Source organism: Actinoplanes sp. NPDC049265 (assembly GCF_043197135.1).
Taxonomy (GTDB): Bacteria; Actinomycetota; Actinomycetes; order Mycobacteriales; family Micromonosporaceae; genus Actinoplanes.
On record NZ_JBICSP010000025.1, the window covers coordinates 50,539 to 71,236 of the forward strand.

Sequence of the window (20,698 nt, forward strand, 5' to 3'; positions counted from 1 at the left end):
TCGGGCAGAGGGGCATCGTCCAAACGGACGAGCCGGGATAGTCTTGCTCCATGGCCGGGGACACGTGCGCCGCTCTGATCGCGGCGCACGATTGGGTGAGTACCCCGCTCGGCCCCATCGACACCTGGGACCCGGTGGTCCGCGCCACCGTCGAGGTGATGCTCGCCTCGCCCGTGCCGATGGCCTTCACCTGGGGTGACGACTACCTGCTGCTCTACAACGACGCCTACGCCGCCCTGCTCGGCACCAGGCATCCGCGGGCGCTGGGCCGCCCGGCCGGCAAGGTGTTCGGCGAGCTGTGGCAGGCGCCCAGCTTCGGCGGGGTGGTCGACGGCGTCTACCGCAGTGGGCAGCCCTTCCTCGAGGCGGAAACACAGGTGAACCTGCCGCGGGGCGAGCAGGCATGGTTCACCCGGGGGCACTCGGTCGTCCGGGACAAGAACGGCGACGTGGCCGGGGTGCTGACCGTCGCCGCCGAGACCACCCAGGTGACCCGGCGGCTGCAGAGCCTCGGTGACCTGACCGCGCGGCTGGCGGGAGCGATGACCATCGACGATGTGGCTCGCGTCGTCCTCTCGTACGCGATGCGGGCCTTTGATGTTGATCATTGTGTTTTCGCGGTTGACGACGGGAGCACCGCCTACCGTTACGTGCGGCGGGTACGCGGCGAGATGCTCGACGAGGCCGACGAGCGGCTGCCCCCGGTCTGGAAACGGCTGACCGAGCCGGGCGCGCCGATCGTGGTGGCCGCCGAGACCGGGCAGGCGACGTTCGTGGCCGACGGGAAGCCGCTGGCCGAGGTGGCCTCCGACCGGCACGAGCGGCGGATCCGCGCCCTGGCCGTGCTGCCGTTGGGCACGGCCAGCCTGCGCGGCGCCCTGACCATGGGCTACATCGGACCGCACCCGTGGCTGCCGGCCGAGCGGGCGCTGCTGACGGCCATCGCCGAGCTGGTCGCGCAGGCGGCCGAGCGGGCCCGCCGGTTCGAGGCCCAGCACGGCACCGCCCAGCTCCTGCAGCGCAGCATGCTGCCCGAGCACCTGCCCGAGCTGGCCACCTTCCGAATCGCCGCCCGCTACGACGTGGGCGTGGACGGCAACGCGGCCGGCGGCGACTTCTACGACGCGTTCGAGCTGGCCGACGGCCGCCTGGCCATGGTGCTGGGCGACGTCGCCGGGCATGACGTGCGCGCGGCCGCGGTGATGGGCCAGGTGCGGGCGGCGCTGCGGGCGCTGGCCCTGACCGACCCGGCGCCGCCGAGCGTGCTGGCGGGGCTCGACCGGCTGGTCGGGTCACTCGGGGCCGAGTCGCGCAACGAAGAGATCTTCGTGACGGTGGTCTACGGCCTGCTCGACACCGACAACGGCACGATCACCCTGGCCAGTGCCGGTCACCCGCCGCCGGTGCTGCGCCGGGCCGGCGTCCACGGCGGCCCGCCCACGGCCGAACTGGTCAAGGTGCCGCCGGGCGCGCCGCTGGGGCTGGGCGGGCGCTGGCAGACCGGCGTGGTGACGCTGGAGCCGGGTGACACCATCCTGATGTTCAGCGACGGCGTGGTCGAGCGCCGCGGCCGTCCCCTCACCGACGGGCTGGACGACCTGGTCGAGGCCGCGGCCGGCGCGATCGGCGGCGACCCGCGCAACCTGTGCTCGCTGGCCACCTCGGCGGTGGCCGGGCCGACCGACGACGACGTGGCGGTGCTCGCGGTCGAACGGGCGCTGGCGCTGAGCCGGTCGGCGACGATGCAGGTGGCGGCCGAGCCGACCGGCCCGAGCCGGGTCCGCGCATGGATGGGCGCCAAGCTGCGCGAGTGGCAGGTGCCCGAACCGGTGGTGGGCGCCGCGGTGCTGTGCACCAGCGAGCTGACCACCAACGCGCTGCTGCACGCGGGCACCCCGGCGTCGGTACGCGTCGATCTGACCGCCGAACGCCTGCTCGTCGCCGTGGCCGACACCGGCACCCGCGGCAGCGTGACCCGCGCGCACATCGACGCGCTCAGCAGCCGCGGCCGTGGCCTGGGCCTGATCGAGGAGCTCAGCGACAGCTGGGGCACCGATCCGACGGTTCGCGGCTCGACCGTGTGGTTCGAGATGCTGATCCCGGGATAACCAGCGTGGGTGCAACTCTCTGATCTCCTGTTCGCCCTGATCGGGGTGGGCGCCCTGCTGGCCGGCATCCTCCCCCGCGTGCTGGAACGCCGCCCGCTGTCCATGCCGATCGTGTTCCTGCTGCTCGGCATGGCCGTCTTCGCGCTGCCGCTGGGCCTGCCCGAACCCGACCCGATGGCGCACCCGAAGCTGGCCGAGCACCTCACCGAGATCGGCGTCATCGTGGCGCTGATGGGCGCCGGCCTCAAGATCGACCGTCCGCTCAGCCGCCGTGGCTGGCGCTCGACCTGGCGACTGCTGGCCGTCGCGATGCCGCTGACCATCGCCGCGGTGGCGCTGATGGGCTGGTGGTGGGCCGGTCTGGTGCCGGCGGCGGCGCTGCTGCTGGGCGCGGCGCTCGCACCCACCGACCCGGTGCTGGCGTCGGACGTGCAGGTCGGCGAGCCCACCGACGAGGAGGACTCCGAGGACGAGGTGCGGTTCGCGCTGACCTCGGAGGCCGGCCTCAACGACGGTCTGGCCTTCCCCTTCGTGTACGCGGCGATCGCGCTGGCCGGTGCCGGTGGCCTGGCCTGGACCGGCGAGTGGGCGCTACGCGACGTCCTCTTCAAGATCCTTGTCGCGGTCTTCGGCGGGCTGGTCGTCGGCCGGCTGCTGGGCCGGTTGTTCTTCCGGGCCAAACGCGACTCGCTGCGCCTGTCCAAGCATTCCGAGGGCTTCCTGGCGCTGGCCGCGACGTTCCTGGCCTACGGGCTGGTCGAGGTGGCCGGCGGGTACGGGTTCCTGGCCGTGTTCGTGGCGGCCCGGGGCATCCGGTCGGCCGAGCGGTCGCACGAGTACCACCAGGTGCTGCACGACTTCGCCGAGCAGACCGAGCGGCTGCTGACCGTACTCCTGCTGCTGCTCTTCGGCGGGGCCGTGGTGACCGGGCTGCTGACCCCGCTGACCTGGCCGGCCGCCCTGGTCGGTCTGGCGCTGATCGCGGTGGTCCGCCCGCTGATCGGTTATCTCTCGCTGTGGGGCACACCGGGCCGACACGCCGAGCGCGGGGTGATCGCCGTCTTCGGCGTCCGGGGAATCGGTTCGTTCTATTACCTGGCGTACGCGCTGACGCACGCAAAGTTCCCGCAGACCGATCTGCTGTGGGCGACGGTTGGCTTCGTCGTACTCGTGTCGGTGGTTTTGCACGGCGTGGCCGTCACTCCGGTGATGCGCCTATTGGATCAGTCGAAGTTGAGAACACAGAGCGTAACTGAAACTCGATAATTTCCGACATTGAACCCTCAGATGGTGGCGGAGCGTATTGATTGGCGTATGGTGGTCGGCACACGGCGACGTCCACGATGGAGCGAGTCAATGCGGATCAGAGGTTTCGCGCCGGCGACCCCTTGCTGGGTCGAACTGGCCAGTGAGGAGCCGGGGCGGGCTCAAGAGTTCTACGCCAGTCTGTTCGGCTGGGACCCCGCCGGTGATCGCTTCAAGTTGCGCGGGCGCGCCGTCGCCGGGCTCACCCGGACCAGACCCGGCCGCCCCGCCGGCTGGCTCACCTACTTCGCCGCCGAGGACCTCGGCCGGGCCGTGCACCGGTTCGCCGGCGCCGGTGGTCGCTGCCTGAGCGGCCCCACTGCCGGGCGCGGCGGACACGGCGCGGTCGTCTCCGACCCGTCCGGCGCGACCCTCGGGCTGTGGCAGGCCGCCGACTTCGCCGGCGCCGAGATGGCCGGCGAGGCGGGCACCATGGCCTGGCCCGAGCTGATGACCGACGACCCGGCGCAGGCCGAGCGGTTCTACGGCGCGGCGTTCGGCTGGCTGCTCCGCGACGGCATCGAGTGGCTCACCCCCGGGCACGACGCGGTGGCCGGCCTCGCCCCCGGCGGCCGGGTGGCCAGTTGGCGGGCGGCGTTCCAGGTCGACGACTGCGCGGCGACCGTGGCCGCGGCGGCCGACCTGGGGGCCGAGGTGGTGATCGCGCCGACCGACATGGGACTCGGGCTGATCGCCGAACTGCGCGACCCGTGGGGTACGCCGTTCGCGGTGACCGCCCCCACCTCCCGCCCGGTCGACCTGATGCTGACCTTCAGCGCGATGGCCGGCATGGAGCTGACCTTCCCTGGGTAGGTAGCACGGGTGTACGAGAACTACACCCATGGAAGAAGGCGCGGTCATGGCTGCTCCCTCGGGAGACAACACCATCAAGGACCCGGACGACTGGACCACCGGCGACGAGCCGGCCACCGGGGCACAGGAGTCGTACCTGCAGACGCTGGCCGGTGAGGCCCACGAGGACGCGCCGTCCGGGCTGACCAAGGCCGAGGCGTCGCAGAAGATCGACGAACTCCAGGAGAAAACCGGCCGCGGCCGCTGACCTGGCTCGGTTCCGCCAAGGGCCACCCCCACTGCAGCGGGGGTGGCCCTTCCCCTGCCCACCGTGCTTTCCAGTAGGTAGCCCCGAGCGCCATCCCGCCCCCTCGATACCGCTCAGGGCTACCACTGAAAACCAGAGTGGTAGCCCTGAGCGGCTCACGCGGCCTCGACAGCGCCCGGGGCCTACCACTGTGCGCGCGGGACCCGGCCGCGCGGAGATGGAGCGGGCAGCCCGGCCGTCTGGCGACCCCGCGGGCCCACACCCCCACCGGAAGCCGCCGCACCCAACGCCCCCACCCCACCGACCTCGCGGTAAGGGCGCGACCAACTCACGCACGTGGAGCGAAGCGACCCTCGGCGTGAGCGACGGTCAGCACCACCCACCCCGCTACGACATCCGGCTCTTGATCTTCAGCACCGTCAACCAAAGTTGACACACTCCTCCCGTCAACGTAGGTTGACAGCATGACCGAAGCCACCGACCTGGCCGCCGCCGCCGGCAGTGCTGACCCCCGGGTCGGCCTGCGCGCCGTGGTCGCCCTCCGCCGCCTGCTCGAGGGCCTGGAGCACGTGCAGGTCGCCAACGCCCGCCGTAAGGGGTGGAGCTGGCAGGAGATCGCCGACGCGCTCGAGGTGACCCGCCAGGGAGTGCACAAGAAGCACGCCCGCCTGATGCCGATGAACGACCCACGGGAGGACTGAACGATGTTCGAACGATTCACCCACGCCGCACGCGAGGCCGTGGTCGGCGCCCAGCACGAGGCGCGCGAGCTGGGGCAGGCCCCGATCGGCACCCAGCACGTGCTGCTGTCGCTGCTGGCCGACCGCGACTCGGCCCTGGCCCGGGCGCTGGCCGCGGACGGCGTCGACCACGCGTTCGTCCGGGCCGAGATCGTGCGCCGGGTGCCCGCCGACGCCGCACCGGACAACGCCGCCGTCGCCGACCGCGACGCCGAGGACCGCGAGGCGCTCAAGGCCATCGGCATCGATCTCGACAAGGTACGCAAGGCGATCGAGGAGAGCTTCGGCCCCGGCGCGCTGCACCTGCCCCGGTCGACGACACCGAAGCGGCGGGGGCTGTTCGGGCGGTTCTACGCGTCCGGGCACATCCCGTTCACCCCGCGGAACAAGAAGGTGCTCGAACTCAGCCTGCGCGAGGCGATCCGGTTGAAGCACGACCACATCGCTCCCGAGCACATCGCGCTCGGCATGATCCGCGAGGGCGAGGGGCTGGCCGTGCAGATCCTGACCGAGCGCGGCGTCGACCTGGTGCGGCTGCGCGAGACACTCACCCGGTCACTCAGCTTCCAGATCCCGGGGGCCTGAAGGTTGCCGGGCGCCCGGGACGGGTACTGGGGCGCCCATGAATTACCGGGTGGAGTACAACGGCGCCGACCTCGAGGTGACGACGCTGGACGCCGCGCTGGACAACGCGAAGAACGCGATCGCCGCCGACCTGGGCCCGGTCAGCGGCTGGAGTGTCGAGCACGACGAGACCATCAACGACTGGTTCGTGCAGGGCGTCCGGCACGGCGAACCGGTTGGCCCCACCGCGGTGATCTCCGGCCCGGAGCCGATGGTGTCCTCGGTGGCGGCGCCGCAGCATCCCGCCCGGGACACCGACGGCTGGGTCCGCGCGGTGTCGTTCACCGGCCCGACCGCGGCCGAGGTGTTCGCGGCCGCCACCAGCTGGCTGAGCTCCCGCGCGTCGGTGATCCGGGTGACCGACGTGTCGCTGTCCCACGAACGGTTGAGGCTTTACTACACGGACGCCTCCTGAGGGCCGACCGAAGATCAAGATCTGGACGGCGTCCGGGTCGAGCAGGAAACGCCCGTCACGAGGACATGGACCTGCACTTCGCCGTGCGCGACCGGCGACGACCGGGCCGCTGAGGTCCGGCGGTGACCGTCACGCGGAGCGCACCTCGAAGATGTGGGTGGCGGTGAAGGCGAGCAGGTCGCGGGCGAGGGTCAGGTCGATGGGCGCCATGCGGCCGGGGAAGGACGGGCGCGGCGTGCCGGGGTGGAAGCGGGCCAGCAGGTCGTCGGTCGGGTACGGGGCCAGGGTCTCGGGAGCGGCCACGTAGACCACGTGGCGGCCGGGCTCGGCCGGGCTCAGCGCCGCCACCATGGCCCGGCCGGCGTCCCGGGCGTCCAGATAGGACCAGACGTCGTTGGCGCCGGCCTCCGGCTCGGTGCGGAAACGCTCGGCGGCCGCGGTGAGGCGGCCGGTATCGCCGACGAACGGCAGGCGCATCGCCACCACGGTCATGCCGTAGCGGCGGTGCGCCATCGCGGCCGTCTCCTCGTCGACGCGTTTCGACAGGGCGTACGCGTCGTGGATCTGCAACGGCAGCGCCGGGTCGACCGGGAGGTAGGGCATGGACAGCCGGTGCGGCGCGAACGGCAGCCCGCAGATCGCGTAGCTGCTGGCCAGGGCCACCCGCCGCACCCCGGCCCGGCCGGCCTGGTCGAGCACGGTGAACGTGGCCTGCGTGTTCAGCGCGAAGACGACCTCGGGCGGGTCGGCCAGCGGGGACGGGATCGCGGCCAGGTGGATCACGGCGTCCACGTCATCGAGCGCGCCGGCCACCACGGCGGGGTCGCGCGCGTCCCCGATGACCACTCGCGCCCCAACAGGGGCGGCGAAAGGCACGTTCGACAAGCCGGTCACGGGTACGCCCCGAGCGAGCAGATGATCGACGGTGGCGCGCCCGATCATCCCGCCGGCCCCGGTGACCAGGGTCCGGGGCATCAGCGGGCCACCCCGGACGGAAGGCGGGCGGTACGGATGGGGTCCACGACGACGCACGCTAACGGAGGCGTACCCCACAGGTCTGGTTTTTCAAATTTGAAAGAGTTATCGTCGACGGTGTGACCGCCCCGTTGAGCCCCGACCAGCAGACGTCGTGGCGCGCCTTCGTCGAGTCGTCGTGGGCGCTGCACACCCGGCTCGAGGACGACCTGCGCGCGGCCACCGGCCTCAGCATGGCCGACTACCACGTGCTCGTGGTGCTCTCCGAGGCGCCCGGGCGACGGCTGCGGATGGGCGAGCTGGCCGGCCGGCTGGTGTTCTCGCCCAGCCGGGTCACCTACCAGATCACCACCATGGTCAAGCGCGGCCTGGTCCGCAAGCAGCCCTGCGCCGACGACGGCCGCGGCAGCGAGGCCGTGCTCACCGACGCCGGCCTGGCCCAGCTCGAGGCGGCCGCGCCACTGCACCTCAAGACCGTTCGTGACAGCTTCATCGACCTCCTCGACGACGAGGAACTCGCCGTCGTCGGCCGCGTGTTCGCCCGGATCAGGAAGGCTTGACCCATGCCCGCCATCACCGTCGACGACGTCCTCGTCCTGCCCCGCCTCCCCCAGCTCGACGCCTCCGTGCGGCAGCGGCCGGTCCGCCGGCTCACCACCGCGCCGAGCGGCTACGAGGGCGAGGGCTTCCCGGTGCGGCGGGCCTTCGCCGGCGTACCCGTCGACGAACTCGACCCGTTCATCCACCTCGACCAGATGGGTGAGGTCGACTACGCGCCGGGCGAGCCCAAGGGCACACCGTGGCACCCGCACCGCGGGTTCGAAACCGTCACCTACATGATCGACGGCGTCATGGACCACCAGGACTCCAACGGTGGCGGCGGCACGATCACCGACGGCGACACGCAGTGGATGACCGCCGGTGGTGGCATCCTGCACATCGAGGCGCCGCCGGAGCACCTGGTGATGAGCGGCGGCCTCTTCCACGGCATGCAGCTGTGGGTGAACCTGCCGCGGGTCGCCAAGATGATCTCACCCAAGTACCAGGACATCCGCGGCCGCGAGTCGGTGCTGCTGACCACCCCCGACGGCGGCGGCCTGATCCGGGTGATCGCCGGCGGGGTGGCCGGCCACGAGGGTCCCGGCTCCACGCACACGCCGATCACGCTGGCCCACGTGACGCTGCAGCCCGGCGCGCGGCTCGACCTGCCCTGGCCGGTCGACTACAACGCGCTGGTCTACGTGATGGCCGGCCACGGCACGGTCGGCGCCGAGGCCCGGCCGATCTCCGTCGGGCAGCTGGCCACCTACGGCGCCGGCGACGCGATCCGGGTCGGCGCCGCCTCGTCGTCGGAGGTCGACCTGTTCATCATGGGCGGGCGCCCGCTGCGTGAGCCGGTGGCCCACTACGGGCCGTTCGTGATGAACACGCGCGAGGAACTCAAGCAGGCGTTCGAGGACTTCCAGAAGGGACGCCTGGGCGTCATCCCGCACACTGACTGAGCGCGCCCGGCCAACCGTTCAGACCCGTGGGTTGGCCAGCGACACCGACCGCCTGTCGTACGTCGACCGCATGCGCCTGCCTCCGCATCACGTCGACCATGCTCGCCTGGGCGTCGAAGGCCCCTCGCAGACGCCCGGGCGCCGTCACCGTCCCCGTTCCCGCGCCGGCATCCGGGCCCCCGCGGTCACGCCGACCGCGTCGAGAATCGCCGGCCCGAGATGCCCGCACAGGGCGGCGTTCCCGGCCCGGAACGCCTCCGCGGGCCCGCTGCTCCCGTTCGTACTCGTCGAACGCGGTCACCACACCCAGCCCCCTTCCACCTGCCCCTCAATCCAGAGCCGGGGAATCTGGTTGCCGGGCCGAGGGCCGGCGCATAGCTTTCCCGGGTGACCGCCGAGGTGCCGTTCCGTCCGCTCGTCGTCGACCAGACTGACGTCCGCTACGTCCACGGTCCCGACTCCCGCCGCCGGGCGGGCGTGCCGGTGGGCCGGACGGTCGAGTTCAGCTGGAACGACAGCGCTGCTTATCCGGGTACGTCGCGCCGGTTCTGGGTGCATGTGCCGGCCCGGCACGACCCGTCGCACCCCGCGTCGCTGATCGTCTTCCTCGACGGCCAGTGGTACCTCGATCCCTCCGGCGAGGTCCGCGGTTCGACAGTGCTCGACAACCTGATCCACAGCGGCGACATCCCGGCCACCATCGGCGTTTTCGTCGACCCCGGCCTCCTCGCCGACACGCGGAACCCGAAGAACCGCAACATCGAGTACGACGCCTTCGACGACCGCCTGGCCACCTTCCTGCTGACCGAGATCATCCCGCGGGTCACCCAGCGCTACGCGATCACTGACGACCCCACGCGGTGGGCCATCTGCGGCGGGAGCAGCGGCGGGAACGGCGCCTTCACCGCCGCGTGGCTCCGCCCCGACCGGTTCGGGCGGGCGATCTGTTTCCTGTCCAGCTTCGTGCAGATGCCCGCCGGAAACCCCTACCCGGAGCTGATCCCCAGCGTCCCCCGCAAGCCGCTACGCATCTTCATGCAGGCCGGCCACCGCGACCTGGGCTGGAACGAGCCCGACCGCAACTGGCTCGCCGCCAACCTGCGCGTCGCCGCCGCCCTGGCCGAAGCCGGCTACGACTTCCGCCTCGTCCTCGGCGACGGCGGCCACAGCCCCAACCACACCGGTGTCCTGCTCCCCGACGCACTTCGCTGGTCGTTCGCGCCGCCCCGGACATCGGTGTGACTCGAGTTCGTTGAGGTCAGTGTGGTCCCACGACGGCGGTCGGCAACCCACAAGTCCCGCGTGAGGTCGCGGCGATGGGCGTCGACCCGGACATCACCCAGCGGCGAGCCGGTGATCTGCTCGCCCGCCGGCCTACTTCTGCCTGCCGTCTCGACGGGCCGCGATGTCGGCTTCGAGTCGCCGGGCGGCACGTCGTCGCCCGAGTTCGCGGAGTGTCTTGGCCAGGTTCTCGGCCGACCGGATGGTGTCGGGATGATTGCGGCCGAGGACGCGCTCGAAGTCGGCCAGGGCCAGGGCGTGCAGCCTCCGGGACTCGGTCAGACGGCCCAGGGCCTGAAGGTCCAGGGCGACGTTCATGGCGGAGCTCAGGGTGTCCGGATGATCCGGGCCCAGGGTTCGCTGGTAGCCCGAGTAGGTTTGCCGGTGCAGTTCATGAGCGGCCTCTCGTTCGCCCAGGTCCCGCAGGGTGCTGGCCAGCTCACTGGCCGAGACCAGGACTCCTTCGTAGTCTTCGCCGAAGGTCTCCCGGCGGCGCCGGAGGATGTCCTCGTGCTGTTCGCGGGCGACCTCCAGGTGTCCGAGCCGGTGCATGTCCTGGGCCAGGTTGCAGGCCGAGGTGAGCGTGCGCCGGTCGTTCTCGCCGAAGAGTCGCCGGAAACGCTGATGGGCGCTTTCGTCGTAGCGTCGCGCCCGCACGTAGTCTCCCCGAATCCGGGACAGCTGGCCGAGATGATTGGTGCAGTGCAGCACCGCTTCGTCGTCCGGCCCAAAACTTGGCGTCCATGCGGCCAGCCATTGCAGGGCGAGCGATTCCGCGGTGCGGTTGTCTCCACGGGCCAGGAAGTACCAGATCATGTCGGTCGCGAGGATCCGCAGCTCGAGGTCGGGCGAGTTCTCGGGATCCTGGGCCAGGATGTGGGGTGCCAGCATCGCCCACTCGGTCCACTTACGAGGGTCGCGACCGTCGTCCGGGCGGGCGTCGTGGAGCAGATCGGCGATCATCCGCCGGGCCGCGATGTGATCGTCCGGGTGGCTGGCGTCGCGTTGGATGGCCTGCACCAGACGGTGCAGTTGCAGGGTGTCGCCGTCCATCTTGATGAGGCCGAACCTGGACAGTTTCCTGAAGAGGCGGTGCTGGCCGAGGGGCGTCCGCAGAGAGTCCCGCAGTTCCTGGGGCAGGCTCGGGTCCGGCGTGAAGAGCGTGACCGGGATCAGTTCCGGTCCGAGCCAGCAGCACAGGTGGAACAGTTGGACCGCGGCGAGGTCCTCGGTCAGCAGGCGGTCGCGGGATATGTGCAGGGTGGCGGCCAACGGCACCGGGTAGGACGGCGACGGCGATTCGGCCATCAGGATGTGCGCCCGTCCCGCCAGTTCGGCGAGATAGGTTTCGGCCGGCATTCCGGTCTCGGCGAGCATTCCGCCGGCTTGCGCGATGGCCAGGGGCAGGTCACCGAGTACGCCGGCCATCTGGTCGGCCGCCGAGTCGGACAGGGCCGGCACCTGCTTCTTGAGTAGTGCCGTCGACTCGGCTCGGTCGAAGACGTCGATGGGCACCGGCGCCGCGACCTGACTCCATGCCGGGTTGCGTGACGTGATGATCGTGTGACCGGGGCCGGCCGGAACCGCGGGCCACAACGCACCGGGGTCCTCCGCGTTGTCGAAGACCACCAGCCAGTGGCCGTGCCGTCGCAGGTAGGCGCGGGCTTCGCGTTCGGCGTCGCTGGCATCGCTGTCGTCACTGACCAGCCCGAGAGCGGCGGCCAGCGCGGCGAACTGCTCGCCGAGAAGCTCTGTCTGCTCTGCGGCGATCCACCACACCAGCTCGTAGTCCGCGGAATACCGGTGGGCGTACTCGGCCGCGAGTTGCGTCTTGCCGACTCCGCCCCATCCGTGCAGGGCCATGACCACCGCGGCACCGTCGGAGGCCAGGCGTTTCCTCAGATCGGTCAGGATCGTCTCGCGACCGACGAAGGAGATGTTACGGCCGGGGGCGTTCCACAGTGGTGGCAGCGATCCCGGCTCCCGCTCGGACTTGGGCGGGGCCGGCGGCTCGGGCGCACGAAGGGGCCCGGCGGTTCTTCGGGCCGACAGTACGGCTATGAGCACGGCCAGCAGTCCGGCTACCCAGCTGGCCCGCTCCAGCCAGTCCCAGACCAGCGAGTCGAAACCATCGAGACGGTCGGCCAGGCCACATCGGGCCAGCAAGATCACCCCGGCCGCCGCCAGCGCCGCGACCGCGGCGATGACCGCGACTCGACCACGTCGCCGGGACCACCTCAACTTCACAACGTGATTCTGTCAGCACTCCGCGTGACAAAGGAAGATGATGTCAGGCCACGGACTCGCGGTGCGCTTCACATTGTGGAATTACGTGAATTGACGGACGGTGTGTGTGGCAATTCGTCTACGGCAAGGAGCGCGAGGGCTTCCATGACCAAGGACGGCTTTCCGGCCCCGCTGCTATGGGCGTTGCGCGGACGCCCAATGTCTCGCCACAGCCGACGCCAGTCGTCGCTGAACCGCAGCCTTGCGCGGCTGCTCTACCTGGCTGTCACCGAACGACGCATGAGGGAAGAGTTCCATCAAGGCAGCGACAGCATGGCATCTGTTGCCACCGAGCGGGAACGACTACAGCCGAGCGACTACAGCGTGGGCCCAGACAGCGTCTACCCCCTGAACGGCGCCCCGAACTGGATCACGGAGTCTGCCACCTGCGCGGCTGAGGAAGGCCTCGACGGCGAGATCGTGCTGAAGGACGAGCTGGCCGGCAAGCAATTACATCTTCCTCACGACTCGGCCGATCGGGGTTGCGCCGGAGAATCCACACGGAGACATTCGCGCCGATCCGCGGTCAGGGCCGGGTTCGGTTCAATCGAGCAGCAGCACCGATTTCGCGCCCGTACCCAGTAAAGGCCAATGCAAAAGAGCTACCCGCTGGGCCCGGAATGCCATCGCGCTCAGCCCGGGATCGACGGTCGAGTATTGCATTCGCCTGGCGCTGTCGGGGTACTCGCCAGAGTGGCTCTGGCAAGATTTTCGTGGCCAGAGATCACTTGAACGAGGAATTGAGGCGAGTACGGCTTTTAGGCGATCCTTTCGATATGTGGTGTTGAAGTTTCCGAGCTCCTGCCTCACCCGGCGACCGTAGTGGTCACCTCGGTCGATACGGCTGGGCCTGTCGTGGTCTTGCAGGCCCGTACACGATTCGAGGAGTCGTCAGCCTGTACCGGATGCCGCGAACTGAGCAACCGGGTCCACAGTCGATACACGCGCCGCCTGGCCGACACCGCGATCGGCGGTCGCCCGGTTCGCATCGAACTGCAGGTCCGGCGCCTGTACTGCGAAAACCCGGTGTGCCCGAAGGCAACCTTCGCCGAACAGGTCGACGGGCTGACCGTCCGGTATCAACGCCGCACCCCGCTGCTACAGCGCCTGGTCGAGATCGCCGGTGTCCTACTCGCCGGACGCGGCGGTGCCCGGCTGCTACGCCTGCTGAACGCCGGCCTGTCACGCACCAGCGTCCTGGCACAACTGATGAAGATGCCACCCAAGCCCACCGCACCCCGGGTCCTGGGCGTCGACGACTTCGCTCTCTACGGCCGTATCTACGGCACGCTGCTGGTTGACGAGGAAACCCGGCTCCCGATCACTTTGCGGGAAGGCCGCGACGCCGAAACGCTTCGGGACTGGCTGCTCGAGCACCCGGGCGTGCAGATCGCCTGCCGGGACGGCTCACCGATCTACCGTCAAGGTCTCACCAACGGCGCCCCGGACGCCATCCAGGTCAGCGACAGATCCCACCTCTGGCAGGGCCTATCACGGCGAATACAGCAGATCGCCGCCGCGCACCGCGACTGTCTGACCGCCGCGGCCCACGATCCCGATCCTGGGCCGCCCGCTGACACCGAGCCTCAGGACATCGACAGTCCCGCCAACAGCCCCGCGGCCGATCACGCTCAGCGTTTGTTCGAGGCCGTCCACGCGCTGACCGACACCGGCCGCTCCTACAACTCCGTCGCCCGCGAACTGGGCCTCAACTGGCGCACCGTCCGCAGATACGCGACCGCCACCAGATGGCAGGACTGCGTACGCCGACGACCGAGGATCCCGTCCCCGCTCGACCGTCACCTGGAATATCTGCGGCAACGCTGGGGCGAGGGCGAGCACAACGCGAAGGTGCTGCACGAGGAGATCAAAGCCAAGGGCTACCTCGGCCACTACCAGCGGGTGAAGCTGGCCGTCGCGCCACTGCGCCGCGGCCTGCCGATCAACCAGCCCACCAGCGTCGCCTATCACCCCGCGAAGTCGCCCGCTGGATCACCACCGGCCCGCCGAACCGGACCCTCGACACGGTCGAACGCTTGCAGCGGCTACTCATGCACTGCCCCGAACTCGACCTAGCCCACACCCTGGTCCGCGCCTTCGCCGCCATGTTCGACACCGCCGATTCCGAACCCCTAGCGGCCCCCCCTACGCCGGCAAGCCGGTGGATGAAACAAACGATCTGAGCCTCAGGCGGGCACCATAACGTTGTGCCAGCGCAGCGAGTCATTGTTACCGCTGATCGCTGAGCGTAGCCACCCCTCCCGCTTGGTCGGCGGCGGTGTCCACCGACCGCACGCTATCTGCGGCTACCAATGAGTGAACGGGTGCCTAACTTTGCTCCTTTCCCTCTGTGCTCGAACGAGACGCCGGCTGATCAGAGGCGAGCAAATCGGGTGGACAAGTTCTTGAGGCACCGGACACCATGATCGGCGTGGGTTCGACAGACAACGGCCCCGGCACGGTCCGGACAAAGCACATGCCCCCTACAGACCAGTAACGGCAAGCGCCTCCTGGGCTAACCCGGTGAAGTCTTCAACTTGGCATGTGCGTGCACCGTGACTCGATCGGCCGGAGAAGCGAGGTACTCACCCGCCGTGACCTGATGCACCGAGCCGAGTCTCTGCGCCGCCGTCACCCCGCGATCACGACATGAGGGCTTGAGCGGACTTGTTCATCCCTCGCCACACCGCAGGTCGCTCAGAGATCTCAGAGGGCTATAAGTCTGAACACGCCCTCTCGACCGCAGATAACGCACCTGTCAATAGGAGTACTTTCAATGCTGGGCCAATACCGCCAACTGTTCTCGGCGAAAGGCAGTGCGGCATTCACCCTCGCCGGAATTGTCGCCCGGTACCCCATGGGTATGTACGGGGTAAGCATTCTGCTTCTCATTGTTCATACCAACGGGTCCTATTCCACAGCCGGCCGGGTGGCGGCGGTCGGCCTCATCGCTATGGCCGTCTGCACACCTCTCGTGGGACGGCTCGTGGACCGTTACGGGCAGGCACGGGTCGCCGTGCCGGCCACGGTGATATCGGTCGCCGCGTGCACCGGCACCGTGCTCTGCGCTCAGTACGAAGCACCGGCATGGGCGATCTACGTCACCTACGCCTTCTCGGCCACCTGCCCGTTCGTGTCGACCATGGCGCGGGCCCGGTGGCTTCGCATCTACCGCGATCAACCGGACATGATGCACACCGCGAACTCGTTCGAGCGCATCGTGGACGAGGTCGTCTTCGTCTCCGGGCCCGCTGCGGCCGGACTGCTGTGCGGGGCGATTGGCCCGGCCGCAGGGATGTACGCCGCGAACGCCCTGCTCCTGATCGGAACCCTGCTGTTCGCCGCGCAGCGCACGACCGAACCAGTCCCGGTCGCGATCAAGGAGGGCCAGAAGCGCGGCCGGCTGATGGTGCCCCACATCGCTTCCACCATGGCCTTTTTCCCCATCGTGGGCCTCGGTGTAGGCGCCATGGAACTGGCCACGGTTACCTACGTCTCCATGCACAGTTCCCGGTCGTACTCCGGCATCTTCCTGGCCCTGATTGCGTTCGGCTCCTGCCTATCCGGCCTGTTCTACGGCACGCTCAAGCTCAAGGGCGACATCCGCCGTCGCACCCTCACGGTCACGGCCATCCAGTGCGCCTGCCTGTTGCCCGCCCCCCTGCTCATCGGCGGCAACCTGGTGCTGTTCGGAATGTGGACGATCCTCGTCGGCGCGGCCAGCGCGCCGACCGTGATCACGACTCTGGGTCTGTTGCAGGAGCTGACCCCGGAGGAACGCATGAACGAAGGCATGTCCGTCGTGGACGGCAGCCTCATGGGCGGTCAGGCCATCGGGTTGTCCGCCGCTGGCGCGCTCGCCACCTACCGGGGCGGAACAGTCGGCTTCTTGATCGTGTCCGCCGCGGGGCTACTGACGCTGGTCATCGCGGCAGTCGGCGCACGTTGGTGGCCGGCCGGCAAGACCGCGCCGGTCCTGGTGCCCATTGAAAAGTCGGCCGCCGACTGATGGACCGGAACTCCACAACCCATGCTACGAAAATCTTGCCAGAGCCACTCTTAACCGTACGCCGACAGGCGGCCTCAAAGCCGATGAAATACTTCAAGCTGCTCGTGGCGGTGGACAGCTCGAACGTCGCGACGCTGAGATTTCGGAAGCCTGACGAGATCCGGCTCCGGCCTCATGGAGCTCGGCCTGTACAAACACGCCGCGACGTGCGAGCAGCGCTGGTTTCAGGTGATCATCATGCTGCACATGATCGAGGAGACCGCTCGCCATGCCGGGCACGCCGACATCATCCGCGAGACCCTCGACGGCTCGCGCGGACTCCGACGTCGCGTAGCGCCTGGAGGGTGACCACTTACGCAGAGTGAAGGGTGCGCGGCTCTGTTCTGGCCGCCCCGCGGCCTTGGAGCCGCGCGCCCGGCCCGGCGGGAGCTGCGGTCAGCACCACTCACCCAGCTACGACATCATGCTCTTGATCGTGAAGTCGAAGATCGGGCCAGCGGGATGGCGTGGGCTGCGACATCATGCTGGGACACGACGAGGGGGCGGCATGGACGTGGCGTTGCGGGAGATCACCGACGCGGATGAGGATGCGTTCTTCGCGCACAAGCGGGATCCCGAGGCGGTGTGGATGGCGGCGTTCACCGCGGCCGATCCGGATGATCGGGAGGCGTTCGACGCGCATCGGCGGCGGGTGCGGGCGCGCCCCGATGTGGTCGAGCGGGCGATCACGCTGGACGGCGAGCTGGTCGGGAGCATTGCCACGTTCGAGATCGAAGGCGACACCGAGATCACCTACTGGGTCGATCGGGCCTACTGGGGGCGGGGGATCGCGGGGCGCGCCGTGCGGCTGATGCTGGACGAGGTGACGACGCGGCCGATCGTCGCGCGGGCCGCCGCCGACAATGTGGCGTCGCTGCGGGTGCTGGCCAAGGCCGGATTCGAGGATGTAGGGGCGGGCCGGGGCTACGCCAACGCGCGCCGCGCCGAGATCGACGAACGAGTGCTCCGGCTGGAGTGACAGGATGGGCGGCATGGGGTTGTTCACGGTTGACGAGGCGCGGCACGAGCTCGCCCGGTTGAGGCCAGTGCTCGACGAGATCGTCACGGTGCGTGCCGACATGGTGGAACTGGCCTCGGGGACGCCGACGCCGCTGGGCGGGCTGCCGGAGCGGAAGGCGGCCGAGGCGCGGCTCAACGAGCTGATGACCGAGGTCCAGCAGACCGGCGCCGAGCTCAAGGGCGTCGCCCCGCTGCTGGTCGACTTCCCCGCCGACCGCGACGGCGTGCCGATCCTGCTGTGCTGGCTGGAGGGCGACACCGAGCTGGGCTGGTACCACCGCGCCGACCTGGGCTTCGCCGGCCGCCGCCGACTTTAGGGGAGGCGTCCGGAGACTTAGTTTGGGGAACCCGGTCGGCTGAGGGTTCAGCGGAACCGGTCGATGGTGACGGGAATCAGCCCCTGCTGCCGCATCTGCGTCGTCAGGCCGCGCAGCAGCACACCGATCGCCTCGGCGCGCTCGCCGGCCAGGTCGCAGGTCACGTCCAGACCCCAGGCGGCACCGGCGGCGACCCGGCGCAGATCCCACCGGAAGGCGTCACCGGACACCTGCCGGCGTACCGCGCCCAAGACCCGAACGTCGGGATCGGCAAGGTCACCGGTGATCGGCATCTGCCACGCATCGCTGAGCGCATCGAGGCCGTCCTGGGTCAACTCGTCGACAAACAAGATCCGGTAGACCCGCGTCTCACGGAATCCCGGAGTGGCCTCGGGCCGGCCCAGACGCAGCAGGGGCGCAGGCGGGTCGGGAAGGGCACCGAAGCCCGCCCGCAGCGCGGCCTCATCCGGCAGTTCGACACCACACAGGTCGCGATAGAACTCCGCTGCCCCCGCCCGGCCGGTCGGGACCACCCGGGCCCGCAAACCGGCATCGAGGCGCAGTCGCCGACTGGTGTCCGCGCCGTCGCGCCAGCGTCCCTCGCGCCGGCTCCAGAAGGCGCTCAACAGCCCCGCGGAGGAGTAGTCCACCGCCAGCAGAAACTCCTCCACCAGCAACCCGTCCGGTTCGCCACCACGGTCGCCGACCAGGTAGTAGTGCAGCGAGGGTGAGGCATCGACCGCTTGCCAAGCGAGAGGTGTCGTCGTCACGGGCCGATTTTCCGGCACCGCGGCGCGTCACGCTGGGCAGGCTCGCCGCCCGGGGACATGAAGCGGCACAGGCGTGGGCGCGGTGCGGCCGTCGGTGATGTGGTGGGCCGCGGCGGCAGCGTCGAGGCCAGCCTGTCGGTCATCGAGCCGCCAGCGGGACCCTTCGAATGGGGGCTCGCTGTCACAGGGCGACCACGGTGCCTTGCCCGGAGGAGCCTGAGCATTCGCACCCGTTCGAGCGCCTGGCTGATCCGTCCTCCCGAGCGCGGCACGCCACCCGACCCGCGATCTCAGCCCGTAACCGACGAGGAATCACTCGGACGTCGTAGGCGATCCAGGGCCAGCCATCGCGGCCTCGGCCAGCCTTGCGGCGGAGACGGAAGCCCATAGCAGGTCTTCGCTGGGGGCATCCCGCTCCGCGAGGCTGCGACGCAGCGTCTCGAGCAGCGAATGGAAGGTCAACGCCCGATGGTCTTCGCACAGCCGGTCGGCCGTGGTCTCGTCGACGCCCCACGTGGATAGGGCATCGTGGAGCCGGCCGTGAGCCGCGTGCTGCGCGCCCCGCTCGAAGGATGGCTTCACTCTGGCGAAGTCCTCGACGAGCGTGGACGGCGACCGGCACTGCAGGGTGTCCAGCACCTCGATCGTGCGTAGGTATTCAGCCGGCTGCGAGGTCTGTACGGCCGGGTCGACGGCGAATCGGTGCGCGTCGAACGTGTGAAGTCTGACGCCGCATCGGTGGCGGTTAGAAGGTTGCCCAGAAACATCCGGGCCAGGTTCTGCTCCTGTTCGCCGCTGTGGCCGAGGATCAGGGCCGCTCTGGTTCTCGCGGGTGGATGGCTGTGCCCGAGGCGGACGAACTGCGCTCGTTCGGTGCGATGCACGGCGAGTATGGCGGCAGGCTGCCCAGGAGTGTGAGCGCCCCGATGGACGCCGCTGCGGGGGTCTGGGCGAGCTCATGCTCCGGCGACCGGGTGACGGCCCGATAGGCGAGCCGGTCTGCGTCGAGTTCCTGCCGTTGATCGTCTGAGTAAACCGGCGGCGTCCACCAGGCGGTCCGAGGTGGTGGTGCCCAGCAATCCTTGGATGCGCTGGTGATGACGATCCGTCTCACCCTGGCCGGCCAACCGCCCCAGTACGCGCTGAAGGACGAGACCTGCGAGCACCTGACGTGGCTGGAGTCGTACCTGACCACCGACACCTACGCATAGAAGGCGTGGCGGGCGCCACCGAGCGTGCGCTGTTGGCCGACCTGGTCCGGCGATCTGCGGCCTTCGAGACCACTACGTAGCTCAACAGGCTGGCGCCGAGCGACGCTTCATGGCCTTGCCGAGTCCGTTCGCGTCGTCGAAAGTCCTGTCCGTCGCGTCAACTGAGCGTGACAGCGGCGCGCACTTGGCGCGGCAGATGAGGATGCCGGAGATGCCGCAGGCGGCCCGGGGCCATTTGTGCCGCGCTGCTCGATACCGCCGTCTGCGACTTACTACAGTGCCGACATGCTTGTATGGGTCGCATCGTTCCCTCGCTCCGGCAACACCTTTCTGCGCATCATCCTTCACCGCCTATACGGCATCCGTGCCTCGACTGTCTATGACGTTGACGGTGTCGCCGAACGCCTTGGTGAAGAGCTGATCGGGTACACCGACCGACCGGGAAGCGTCGCGGACGTGCGGGCGTCCGACGCGATCCACTTCATCAAGACTCACCGGCAGCGAGACGCCGACATCGACGAGCACGACCCGGCGATCTGCCTAGTCCGCGACGGCCGAGACGCTTTGGTTTCGTGGGCGAGGCAGGCGAGCGAAGACGACCCGAGCACTTACGAGGCCGAACTGCGCGCGAAAATTCTTCGAGTCGGCGCCGTCAGTGCCGGCAGCTGGGGAAGCAACGTACTCAGCTGGCTGCGACCGCCGGCACAGCACCGCGTCATGCTGCGATACGAAGACCTGATTCGGGATCCGCGTGCCGCCGTTGAACACGCCGTTACCAGGGTCGCTCCCGCCCTAGCTATGCTGCCGAGCGCGACCATCCCGTCTCTCGATGAGTTGCGACGACACGACCACCGGTTTTTCCGCCGAGGTCGTGTCGGAAGCCACCAAGACGAACTGCCCGCCGACTTGCACCAGTTGTTCTGGTCCCGGCCCGACAACCAAGCCGCGATGAAATTGCTCGGTTACGACCGGCCCAACACCGGCGGTGCGTGAGACCGGCGGCAAGGACAAGCGGAACGCGGCGAATGACGACGAC

The 20,698-nt window shown here is 69.5% G+C and carries 20 protein-coding genes and 2 pseudogenes; 18 read left to right on the plus strand and 4 right to left on the minus strand.

Going from position 1 to position 20,698, the window contains the following annotated elements; genetic code table 11:
* The first annotated feature begins 50 nt into the window (after window positions 1–50).
* The 7 genes from ACGFIO_RS38675 to ACGFIO_RS38705 all read left to right on the plus strand — a co-directional run bounded on the left by ACGFIO_RS38675 (window position 51) and on the right by ACGFIO_RS38705 (window position 6,252).
* Window positions 51–2,108 carry a SpoIIE family protein phosphatase gene (locus ACGFIO_RS38675; protein WP_392834799.1) on the plus strand — a complete coding sequence of 686 codons (2,058 nt, stop codon included), beginning with the start codon at window positions 51–53 and terminating at the stop codon, window positions 2,106–2,108.
* A 9-nt stretch (window positions 2,109–2,117) separates the two neighbouring features.
* Entirely contained in the window at window positions 2,118–3,374 is a 1,257-nt protein-coding gene (locus tag ACGFIO_RS38680; protein ID WP_392834801.1) for a cation:proton antiporter, read from the plus strand.
* 90 nt (window positions 3,375–3,464) lie between these two features.
* Window positions 3,465–4,226 (plus strand): VOC family protein, encoded by a 762-nt coding sequence (locus ACGFIO_RS38685; RefSeq protein ID WP_392834804.1) that lies wholly within the window; start codon window positions 3,465–3,467, stop codon window positions 4,224–4,226.
* Window positions 4,227–4,272: 46 nt separating this feature from the next.
* Window positions 4,273–4,473, plus strand: a complete 201-nt coding sequence (locus ACGFIO_RS38690) for a DUF3072 domain-containing protein (protein ID WP_392834806.1) — start codon at window positions 4,273–4,275, stop codon at window positions 4,471–4,473.
* A gap of 464 nt (window positions 4,474–4,937) precedes the next feature.
* Window positions 4,938–5,174, plus strand: a complete 237-nt coding sequence (locus ACGFIO_RS38695; RefSeq protein ID WP_392834808.1) for a helix-turn-helix domain-containing protein — start codon at window positions 4,938–4,940, stop codon at window positions 5,172–5,174.
* A 3-nt stretch (window positions 5,175–5,177) separates the two neighbouring features.
* Window positions 5,178–5,798, plus strand: coding sequence for a Clp protease N-terminal domain-containing protein (locus tag ACGFIO_RS38700; protein ID WP_392834810.1), 621 nt, complete (start codon window positions 5,178–5,180; stop codon window positions 5,796–5,798).
* 37 nt (window positions 5,799–5,835) lie between these two features.
* A complete protein-coding gene (locus ACGFIO_RS38705) occupies window positions 5,836–6,252 on the plus strand; it encodes a hypothetical protein (protein ID WP_392834812.1) in 417 nt (138 codons plus the stop codon).
* 129 nt (window positions 6,253–6,381) lie between these two features.
* Here ACGFIO_RS38705 and ACGFIO_RS38710 read toward each other — a convergent pair whose 3' ends face one another.
* Window positions 6,382–7,227 carry an NAD-dependent epimerase/dehydratase family protein gene (locus tag ACGFIO_RS38710; protein ID WP_392834814.1) on the minus strand — a complete coding sequence of 282 codons (846 nt, stop codon included), beginning with the start codon at window positions 7,225–7,227 and terminating at the stop codon, window positions 6,382–6,384.
* Between the two features lie 119 nt (window positions 7,228–7,346).
* Here ACGFIO_RS38710 and ACGFIO_RS38715 point away from each other — a divergent pair, with 119 nt between their 5' ends.
* The 3 genes from ACGFIO_RS38715 (at window position 7,347) to ACGFIO_RS38725 (ending at window position 9,971) form a co-directional block, all read left to right on the plus strand.
* Window positions 7,347–7,787, plus strand: a complete 441-nt coding sequence (locus ACGFIO_RS38715; RefSeq protein ID WP_392834816.1) for a MarR family winged helix-turn-helix transcriptional regulator — start codon at window positions 7,347–7,349, stop codon at window positions 7,785–7,787.
* Between the two features lie 3 nt (window positions 7,788–7,790).
* Window positions 7,791–8,729, plus strand: coding sequence for a pirin family protein (locus tag ACGFIO_RS38720; RefSeq protein ID WP_392834817.1), 939 nt, complete (start codon window positions 7,791–7,793; stop codon window positions 8,727–8,729).
* Between the two features lie 387 nt (window positions 8,730–9,116).
* Window positions 9,117–9,971 carry an alpha/beta hydrolase gene (locus ACGFIO_RS38725; RefSeq protein ID WP_392834820.1) on the plus strand — a complete coding sequence of 285 codons (855 nt, stop codon included), beginning with the start codon at window positions 9,117–9,119 and terminating at the stop codon, window positions 9,969–9,971.
* Window positions 9,972–10,103: 132 nt separating this feature from the next.
* Here the strand turns inward: ACGFIO_RS38725 and fxsT are convergent, their stop codons facing one another.
* Window positions 10,104–12,257, minus strand: a complete 2,154-nt coding sequence (fxsT, locus tag ACGFIO_RS38730) for an FxSxx-COOH system tetratricopeptide repeat protein (RefSeq protein ID WP_392834822.1) — start codon at window positions 12,255–12,257, stop codon at window positions 10,104–10,106.
* 144 nt (window positions 12,258–12,401) lie between these two features.
* Here fxsT and ACGFIO_RS38735 point away from each other — a divergent pair, with 144 nt between their 5' ends.
* From ACGFIO_RS38735 to ACGFIO_RS38765, 7 genes and pseudogenes are all read left to right on the plus strand, one after another.
* Entirely contained in the window at window positions 12,402–12,881 is a 480-nt protein-coding gene (locus tag ACGFIO_RS38735; RefSeq protein WP_392834824.1) for a hypothetical protein, read from the plus strand.
* A 270-nt stretch (window positions 12,882–13,151) separates the two neighbouring features.
* Window positions 13,152–13,307, plus strand: a pseudogene (locus tag ACGFIO_RS38740) (transposase family protein); the annotation flags it as partial.
* A 15-nt stretch (window positions 13,308–13,322) separates the two neighbouring features.
* On the plus strand, window positions 13,323–14,372 hold the full coding sequence (locus tag ACGFIO_RS38745) for a transposase (RefSeq protein WP_392834906.1): 1,050 nt from the start codon (window positions 13,323–13,325) through the stop codon (window positions 14,370–14,372).
* Window positions 14,373–15,072: 700 nt separating this feature from the next.
* Entirely contained in the window at window positions 15,073–16,305 is a 1,233-nt protein-coding gene (locus ACGFIO_RS38750) for an MFS transporter (RefSeq protein ID WP_392834827.1), read from the plus strand.
* 216 nt (window positions 16,306–16,521) lie between these two features.
* Window positions 16,522–16,653, plus strand: a pseudogene (locus ACGFIO_RS38755) (DUF664 domain-containing protein); the annotation flags it as partial.
* A 199-nt stretch (window positions 16,654–16,852) separates the two neighbouring features.
* Window positions 16,853–17,323 (plus strand): GNAT family N-acetyltransferase, encoded by a 471-nt coding sequence (locus tag ACGFIO_RS38760; RefSeq protein WP_392834829.1) that lies wholly within the window; start codon window positions 16,853–16,855, stop codon window positions 17,321–17,323.
* Between the two features lie 13 nt (window positions 17,324–17,336).
* The gene (locus ACGFIO_RS38765; protein WP_392834832.1) at window positions 17,337–17,681 is read left to right on the plus strand and encodes a DUF2203 domain-containing protein; all 345 of its coding nucleotides are present in this window, start codon (window positions 17,337–17,339) and stop codon (window positions 17,679–17,681) included.
* A 47-nt stretch (window positions 17,682–17,728) separates the two neighbouring features.
* Here the strand turns inward: ACGFIO_RS38765 and ACGFIO_RS38770 are convergent, their stop codons facing one another.
* Window positions 17,729–18,469, minus strand: coding sequence for a hypothetical protein (locus ACGFIO_RS38770; RefSeq protein ID WP_392834833.1), 741 nt, complete (start codon window positions 18,467–18,469; stop codon window positions 17,729–17,731).
* A 294-nt stretch (window positions 18,470–18,763) separates the two neighbouring features.
* On the minus strand, window positions 18,764–19,090 hold the full coding sequence (locus tag ACGFIO_RS38775) for a hypothetical protein (RefSeq protein WP_392834835.1): 327 nt from the start codon (window positions 19,088–19,090) through the stop codon (window positions 18,764–18,766).
* 857 nt (window positions 19,091–19,947) lie between these two features.
* Between ACGFIO_RS38775 and ACGFIO_RS38780 the strand changes: the two genes are divergently transcribed.
* Complete coding sequence (locus ACGFIO_RS38780) at window positions 19,948–20,655, plus strand: sulfotransferase domain-containing protein (protein WP_392834838.1); 708 nt, start codon at window positions 19,948–19,950, stop codon at window positions 20,653–20,655.
* Window positions 20,656–20,698 lie beyond the last annotated feature (43 nt).